This is a genomic window from Ensifer sp. SSB1 (assembly GCF_016652895.1).
In the GTDB taxonomy this organism is placed as follows: Bacteria; Pseudomonadota; Alphaproteobacteria; order Rhizobiales; family Rhizobiaceae; genus Ensifer.
The window spans coordinates 3,615-10,142 of the sequence record NZ_JAEPRP010000225.1 but is presented as its reverse complement, the minus strand read 5'-3'; the positions used below and the strand labels follow the sequence as shown (position 1 = coordinate 10,142).

The window sequence follows — 6,528 nt, the reverse complement described above, 5'->3', positions numbered from 1 at the left end:
GTTGACGCTGGCAATCGCGTAGATAAACTCTCGACTTTGCGTGTGGGTCTCGCTGAAGCTGCGAATGTTAACTGTACCATCAGAGCTGCGGGCAAAAAGAGCGGCAACCGCTTCGGTTACACTACCGAATTGATGATTGGGGGCCAGGCCAGCCATTCTACAGTATTGCTGCTGTGGTCCCAACGGCGATGGCGCGAAACTCACGAATTGCGCAACATTGAAATCGTTCGCCAAACGATCCAATGTCTCATCTTTCCTTAAGGCAGCCGTGCTCGGCGCGCCATCCGGTTGTCCTCGTGAGCCGACCAATGCACTTTCCTTCGCATTCCACAAACTCGATAGCACGCCACTGCGATCGTAGATTCCATACTAACTGGTCGCCATGCAATGGCCAAACACCGAGAGCGCAGCAGCCGAAACTCTCCCCAACTTTAGAAACGAACAACAACAGCGGGATGACGCTGCTCGATCCAAATGGTTAAGCCTCTTGCGCCTTGTAGTAAGCCAATGATCCAAGCGTGGCTTCTAAACGCGGCGAAGCAATTCCGATAAGGGAACAAATAGAGAACATTCGGCGCGTTGTCAAGAGTTGCGGGTGTCCTGCTGCAACTGCGACCAAAGCCGGGTATGGAACCGAGATGCCTATGTCGGGCATCACGCACAACGTGGGCGAGACAATCAGTGCACCACAGGAGTTGATGCCAGGAGAGTCCGGGAACTGGAAGCTCTTGGAAAAGAGCCTTACCGCACTGCCGAAAGGCGGAGCGCTGATCGTCTACGATGCCATCATCGACGACGAACGGCGCAGCAACGCCTTCGGCCTGCTAATGAGCCTGAACGTGCTGATCGAGACCCGCGGAGGCTTCGACTACACCGGCGCCGACTGCCAGGCCTGGATGCGCGACGATGGTTTCGGGTCAACGCGCGTAGAGCCTGTGCTGGGGCCTGGCTCGATGGTGAGCCGGCCTTGCCTCCTCGAAGGATATCGAAGACCGTTCCGTCTAAAAGCAGCTGGGGCACACCTCGGCGGAGCTGACGCGCAAACATTAGCGGCGACGTCCGTAGCAATCTCGCCAGCGCCCCTGGGCTTTAAAGGCCCTCCCCTGCCCGAGCATGGAATGGCTGGGTCAAAATCCGTCTGCGCCTTGACTGAAATCCGGAAGTGGAAGCCACCCCAATGTGGGTTTTGCTTTACCGTTTCAAACCGAAAATTCTCATATCTCCGTTGGGTTTAGACGCACTAATCGGCGTACGATTTTCCGCTAACGATTTCAGCGAGCCACTTTTTGCCACGCCATTGCAATATCGAACATCAACGGCAAGTTAGGCACTTTGCGAGCAGCGATAATCGATGAGCGTTCATTCTGGAGCTCGGACGTGACAGTGCGACTCAAACCGCAACGTCGGCCGCCGCTTCCGGCGCAATTTCCCCAAGGTACCCGGGCTTTGAAAGCTCCCTCCCCTTGCTCGGCCTGAAGTCGTTAGGTGAAAGTTCGGCGTCGTATTTACCGCTGAGCACTTCAATTGAATCACAAAGCAAAAGCCACAGCGATCAGGCCTCTGCTATTTTCAGAAGCCGCGAGGGAGTTGCAAATTCACACACTGTTAACCATCTGAATTAACGCCTAAAATCCCGTTAACGGAATTGAATTCATCATTAATTTCCGTCATCCAGACGCCTACTGTCCGGCCTCATCACTATCGATAGGTACTCAGTATCGATAGTGATGGTCTTGGAGTCGCAAACCGCCTAGAATCCGGTAAAGCCACAGCCTGATGGAGCCGCGAGAATGGCGAAAACCATGCCCACCGATGCCGTCCACCGGCGTGCGAAAGAACTGGACGCCCTCGACGCCATCCTGCCGTTTGATCGCCGCGACCAGCTCGCAGTCCTGTTGACGGACGACGACGTCGCCACGCTCAAGCATCTTTCCGGCGAAGGCATGGGGGACAACACGCTCCGGGCGCTTGCCTCCGACCTCGGCTATCTCGAGGCCTGGTGCCAGCTCGCCACCGGCACTCCCCTCCCCTGGCCGGCGCCCGAGAGCCTGCTGCTGAAATTCGTTGCCCATCACCTATGGGATCCGGCCAAGCGCGCCGAGGATGCGAACCACGGCATGCCTGTTGAGGTGGAAAGCGGCCTGCGTTCCCAACGTCTGCTGCGCGCCGACGGGCCGCATGCGCCGGAGACCGTTCGGCGCCGGCTGACAAGCTGGTCGATCCTGACCCGTTGGCGCGGCCTGACAGGCGCCTTCGATGGGCCGTCGCTCAAGTCGGCGCTGCGGCTTGCGGTCCGCGCCAGCGCCCGACCGCGGCAACGCAAGAGCAAAAAGGCGGTGACCGGCGATGTGCTGGCCAAACTGCTGGACGCCTGCGCCGGTGAACGCCTGGTCGATTTGCGCGACTGCGCTTTGCTTCTTCTGGCATTCGCCTCCGGCGGTCGACGCCGATCGGAAGTGGCCGGATTGAGGTTTGAGGACCTCACCGACGAGGACCCCGTGCTGGCAGATCCTTCGATCCCAGACTCCCCTCCCCTTCCCTGCCTCGCCATCCGACTGGGTCGGACGAAGACGACCACCAGCGAAGACGACGAACATGTGCTGCTGATCGGCCGACCGGTCACCGTATTGAAACGGTGGCTCGAGGAAGCCGGCATCAAAGGCGGCCCGGTGTTTCGGCGAATTGATCAATGGGGGAACATCGATCGTCGGCCGCTGACGCCACAGTCAGTCAACCTGATCCTGAAAGGCCGCTGCAAACAGGTGGGGCTCGACCCAACCTCGTTTTCTGCGCACGGATTGCGGTCTGGCTATCTCACGGAGTCAGCCAATCGCGGCATTCCCCTGCCGGAAGCGATGCAGCAGTCGCTGCACAAGTCGGTGACCCAGGCGGCGCGCTACTACAACGACGCGGAGCGAAAGAATGGACGAGCGGCCCGTCTCATGGTCTAAGAGAAGACTACGCGCCGAAGAATGTATCGGCCCGCTTCTCAAACGACTGCCATTCTTCAGGTTCGGCTTCCTGCTCCGATTTTTCGCGCTGGTCAGCGGCTACTGCCGCCCGACCCCAGGCTTCAGCGCGCTGCATAAGCGACGCCATCTCTGCCTTCAAATGATGCGAGCGTTGGAGGTCCGCGGCGCGCTCGGCATTCTGGCGCGGATCATAGAACATACCGATCTCCTCGCCGGCAGCCTTTCGTTCCGCTTCCAACTGCGCCGTCAGCGCGGCTAACTCGGTCTTCGCCGCAAAATAGCGTCTCATCACGGCTACGAATTCGCGGTCGTCCGTTTCCATCGTCGCTCCCGCACGTTCTGTTAGGCTTGCAAATTATCCTCGGACATCTTGCCTTACTTGCGATCCGCGACCAGCTCGTAGGTGATCTTCTGACCATCTTTCAGTTCTCGCAGCCCAACACGCTCGACCGCAGAAATGTGGACGAAGATATCAGCACCGCCGCCACATGGCTCGCCTCGACACGAGAACAATTAGACGGTTCTACGCCCCAGACAAGCCTGAATGGTCCGAGCACTGCTAAACTCGCGCCGTTCGGCGGCACAATCCTTTCTCTTGTGGCTCCAGCTCAGGAAGCAAATTTGCTACCGACAGCGGCATTGGCCCGAAGCAACGACATCAGCACCGGCCCGAGCGAAAACTCCCCTCGCTGCGCCTTCGACGTCAGATCTCGCAGATAGCCGCCGGCGGAATTGATGTGCCCTGCCTTTTCGAGGATGCAGGCGATCGTCGCCGCGGCTTGCTCGGGCCCCATCACCTCGCAGGCATCCTGGTAGGCGCTGGGGCTCACCCCAAGCATTGAACGAACGACGACCGCCGCGGCCATCAGATCCCGCCAGCTCGTAACTGCGCCGCCAGGCCCGTACATCCTGATTTCCGGGCAAGCCTGTAGCACCATTCCCAAGGGGAACGCCTTTATCGGCTCGCGCTTCGGCTCGGTTTTTGTCTCAGGTTTCGCCCCCTGCTCCTTTCCGGAGCTTGGTTCAAGTTCATAGATGGATTCGGTATTTGAATTCTGTATGTGACGCTCATCTAGAGCATCATTGGAGCTCATATTTTCAGAATTCATCTGCATTTCCAGCAGATTGAGGATTTCAGCCTGCAACATCTCCATTTCCTCGAGGATCACGGTCAGGTCGCCAATGGCTGGCGTGCGCGGAATGCGGCCAACGAGCTCGACATACATCGCCTCGATCGCTCCCCAGTCGCCGGAGACGCCCTCCTCCATGGCTGCGGAAATGAGCTTGCGGACGTCGCGCCGGCACACCGTGAGCTTCTCTTTAGTGCGACGGAAGTGCGCGCGATCGGTAGCGACCTGCTGGGCCAACTGCGCGAGTTCCTCGGCACGGGCAAGCAAGGGTGATAGATCGAAGCCATAGGCCTCTTCAATCTCACCCGCGCGGTCCTTGCGGGCGTATCGTTTTCCGTTGGCACTGTCTTTGCGCACGATGAGGCCAGCGTCGACAAGTGCTGCCAGCTGGCGGCGCAGAGTGGCGCCGGCGATGCCATGCGCGCGCACTGAAAGCTGCGCGTTTGATGGGAATACGATCATTGCCCTGTCCTGCGAAAGCTCCGCATCCGGATAGAACGTCAGCAATGCGTCCAGGACGGCCAGGCCGCGGTCCTGGATGCCAAGAAGCGTCCTTGCCTCCGAAGCGTCACGAAACACTTTCCACTTGTCGGCTGCTTTGCCTGGTTTGATTTCGGCCGTCATGAACTGCCTTTTGACCAAGGCAAGCGTCATCGGCCGTCGCCCGAAGGGCGTCGTCACATTTCCAACCTGCATTTTTCTTCACCTTTCAGAAGGCAAAAGAAATCTGCTCACCAAAACGGCGTCAAAGACTCTTGACGGGGATTCGTGGAAATGCGATTCTCGATCTTGCTAGAAATCTGAGGAAGGCTTCCACGACGGAAACGTTTGGGGGCCTTTTTCTTTTGCGGTCTACTCTCCTTGTTGATCCTTCTGGCTCCGATAGGCCTGATACAGGTCACTTAGGTTCTCAGCGATGTAATCGCCAAAGCCCGCTGCATCCTTTGCCTTGAGAGCAACTGTGTATGTCTTGCCGTCGCTCTTGAGATCGGCTGACACGAACTTGTCGTCCGAGACCCATTTCTGAGTTTTCGCCGTCTTAGACCGAGGCTGCTTCCCGATTGATTTCACGTGGGTCAGCAGCGCATTGAAGCGATCGTCTCCGACCTTAGTCTTGAACTCATCCGATTGGGTAAAGGTTACCGCCTTCTCGAGGGTCGATGGCCGCTCTAGGAGGATTTTAAGTTCATACCAGCGATCTCGGCCAATTCCCTTGGCCGCCCCGACGCCGTCAAGGACATCCCTTGGGATGGTCGAGACTGCAAGCATCTTCGACAAGGTGGCGCGGTCGATGGACAGCGCGGATAGCGTGATCGCGTTGTCACCGTCGAACTGACGGCGGGCGATCTCGGCCGCGAACAATGCCTTCTCTAGGAACGACAGATTTGCCCGTGCGGAGTTCTCTTGACCCTGCGCTACGAGGTGATCCTGGTCCTTCAAGTCTTTGACGACCGCGCGGACTTTCCGCTTGAGCGCCTTGGCGGCTCGAAGACGGCGGTGCCCGAAGACCACCATGTAGCGGCCGGTGTCCGACGGATGCGGCCGGACCATAATTGGCGTGTCTTGGCCGCGATCCCTGATGGCCGTCAGAAGTTCGTTGAAATCCGCATCGTCGTCCTCAAGGCGGTCGCGAACGAATGAGCCATCAATGCTATCGGGATCGAGTTCGACAACAGCTTCCCCTTCGAGAAGCCGATCTGCCTTGGCAGCCAGATCATCAAGCGAGTGCATCAGCGACTTGGAGGCTCCCTTGACCGTGTAGTCAAGGATCACTGTCTCGTCCGGCGTTGTGTCGCTCATGACATTCATGAACGGGTTTTTCCGAGCCATATCGCTATCCTCGAAATTTGTTTAAGCGCTTGATTTCTCTAACTAGAAAGTCGGATTTTACGGCAGTCAACATATTCACATCCGCCCCCATGCTCGATGGATGAGACCTTGAATCTCGAAATTCACGGCATCCATGCAGTCGATGGCGCGGTCGTATGTTCCCCTCGTGAAATTCGAGCGATCCAGTTCATAGAGACTGCGCTTGGTAAGACCCGCGTCGGAGATCGCGGTCGTCTTCACCATCGGTGTCTTCAGAATTTCCTCAGCCAACATGCTCTGCATGAACCCGAGCATCTGCACCTGCGGGATGTCTTGGGGCTCGAAGCGGGTGACGAGGTAACGGAGCCAGTCCAACCTAACGTCAGCGCCGGCCTGCTTGATCGTCTTTGTAATGTTACCGAGCATAAGCAAGAACTGCGACATCGACATTAGGTCGAGCATCTGCGGATGAACGGTGATCAGCACGGACGTTGCGGCTGTTAGCGCAGTCAACGTCAAATAGCCGAGCTGCGGGGGGCAGTCTATGACCACCACGTCGTAGCGCTCGTCGACATCTACGAGCGCTTTTCCAAACCGGGTGAAGAACCTCTTCCCCT

Annotated in this window: 6 protein-coding genes and 2 pseudogenes; 2 read left to right on the top strand and 6 right to left on the bottom strand. The window is 57.9% G+C overall.

What is annotated here, in order from left to right; translation table 11 throughout:
* Positions 1-309 (bottom strand): annotated as a pseudogene (locus I8N66_RS33510) (hypothetical protein); the annotation flags it as partial.
* Positions 310-725: 416 nt separating this feature from the next.
* On the opposite strand from I8N66_RS33510, the pseudogene I8N66_RS33505 reads away from it, so the two are divergent.
* A pseudogene (locus tag I8N66_RS33505) lies at positions 726-959 on the top strand (methyltransferase); the annotation flags it as partial.
* A gap of 831 nt (positions 960-1,790) precedes the next feature.
* Positions 1,791-2,951, top strand: coding sequence for a site-specific integrase (locus I8N66_RS33500; RefSeq protein WP_291163669.1), 1,161 nt, complete (start codon positions 1,791-1,793; stop codon positions 2,949-2,951).
* A gap of 7 nt (positions 2,952-2,958) precedes the next feature.
* Here I8N66_RS33500 and I8N66_RS33495 read toward each other — a convergent pair whose 3' ends face one another.
* From I8N66_RS33495 to I8N66_RS33475, 5 genes are all read right to left on the bottom strand, one after another.
* Positions 2,959-3,294, bottom strand: a complete 336-nt coding sequence (locus tag I8N66_RS33495; protein ID WP_291163666.1) for a hypothetical protein — start codon at positions 3,292-3,294, stop codon at positions 2,959-2,961.
* Between the two features lie 53 nt (positions 3,295-3,347).
* The gene (locus tag I8N66_RS33490) at positions 3,348-3,485 is read right to left on the bottom strand and encodes a cold shock domain-containing protein (RefSeq protein WP_291163664.1); all 138 of its coding nucleotides are present in this window, start codon (positions 3,483-3,485) and stop codon (positions 3,348-3,350) included.
* Between the two features lie 95 nt (positions 3,486-3,580).
* Positions 3,581-4,798 (bottom strand): plasmid replication protein RepC, encoded by a 1,218-nt coding sequence (repC, locus tag I8N66_RS33485; protein ID WP_291163660.1) that lies wholly within the window; start codon positions 4,796-4,798, stop codon positions 3,581-3,583.
* Between the two features lie 156 nt (positions 4,799-4,954).
* A complete protein-coding gene (gene repB / locus I8N66_RS33480; protein WP_291163657.1) occupies positions 4,955-5,932 on the bottom strand; it encodes a plasmid partitioning protein RepB in 978 nt (325 codons plus the stop codon).
* Between the two features lie 75 nt (positions 5,933-6,007).
* Positions 6,008-6,528 (bottom strand): AAA family ATPase (locus I8N66_RS33475; protein WP_291163654.1); only part of this gene is annotated, 521 nt, incomplete at its 5' end.

What these genes read in the sequence shown, in the direction of transcription:
- I8N66_RS33500 (WP_291163669.1), top strand. Translation starts at nt 1,791, where the DNA reads ATGGCGAAAACCATGCCCACCGATGCCGTCCACCGGCGTGCGAAAGAA.
- I8N66_RS33495 (WP_291163666.1), bottom strand. Translation starts at nt 3,294, where the DNA reads ATGGAAACGGACGACCGCGAATTCGTAGCCGTGATGAGACGCTATTTT.
- repC (WP_291163660.1), bottom strand. Translation starts at nt 4,798, where the DNA reads ATGCAGGTTGGAAATGTGACGACGCCCTTCGGGCGACGGCCGATGACG.
- repB (WP_291163657.1), bottom strand. Translation starts at nt 5,932, where the DNA reads ATGGCTCGGAAAAACCCGTTCATGAATGTCATGAGCGACACAACGCCG.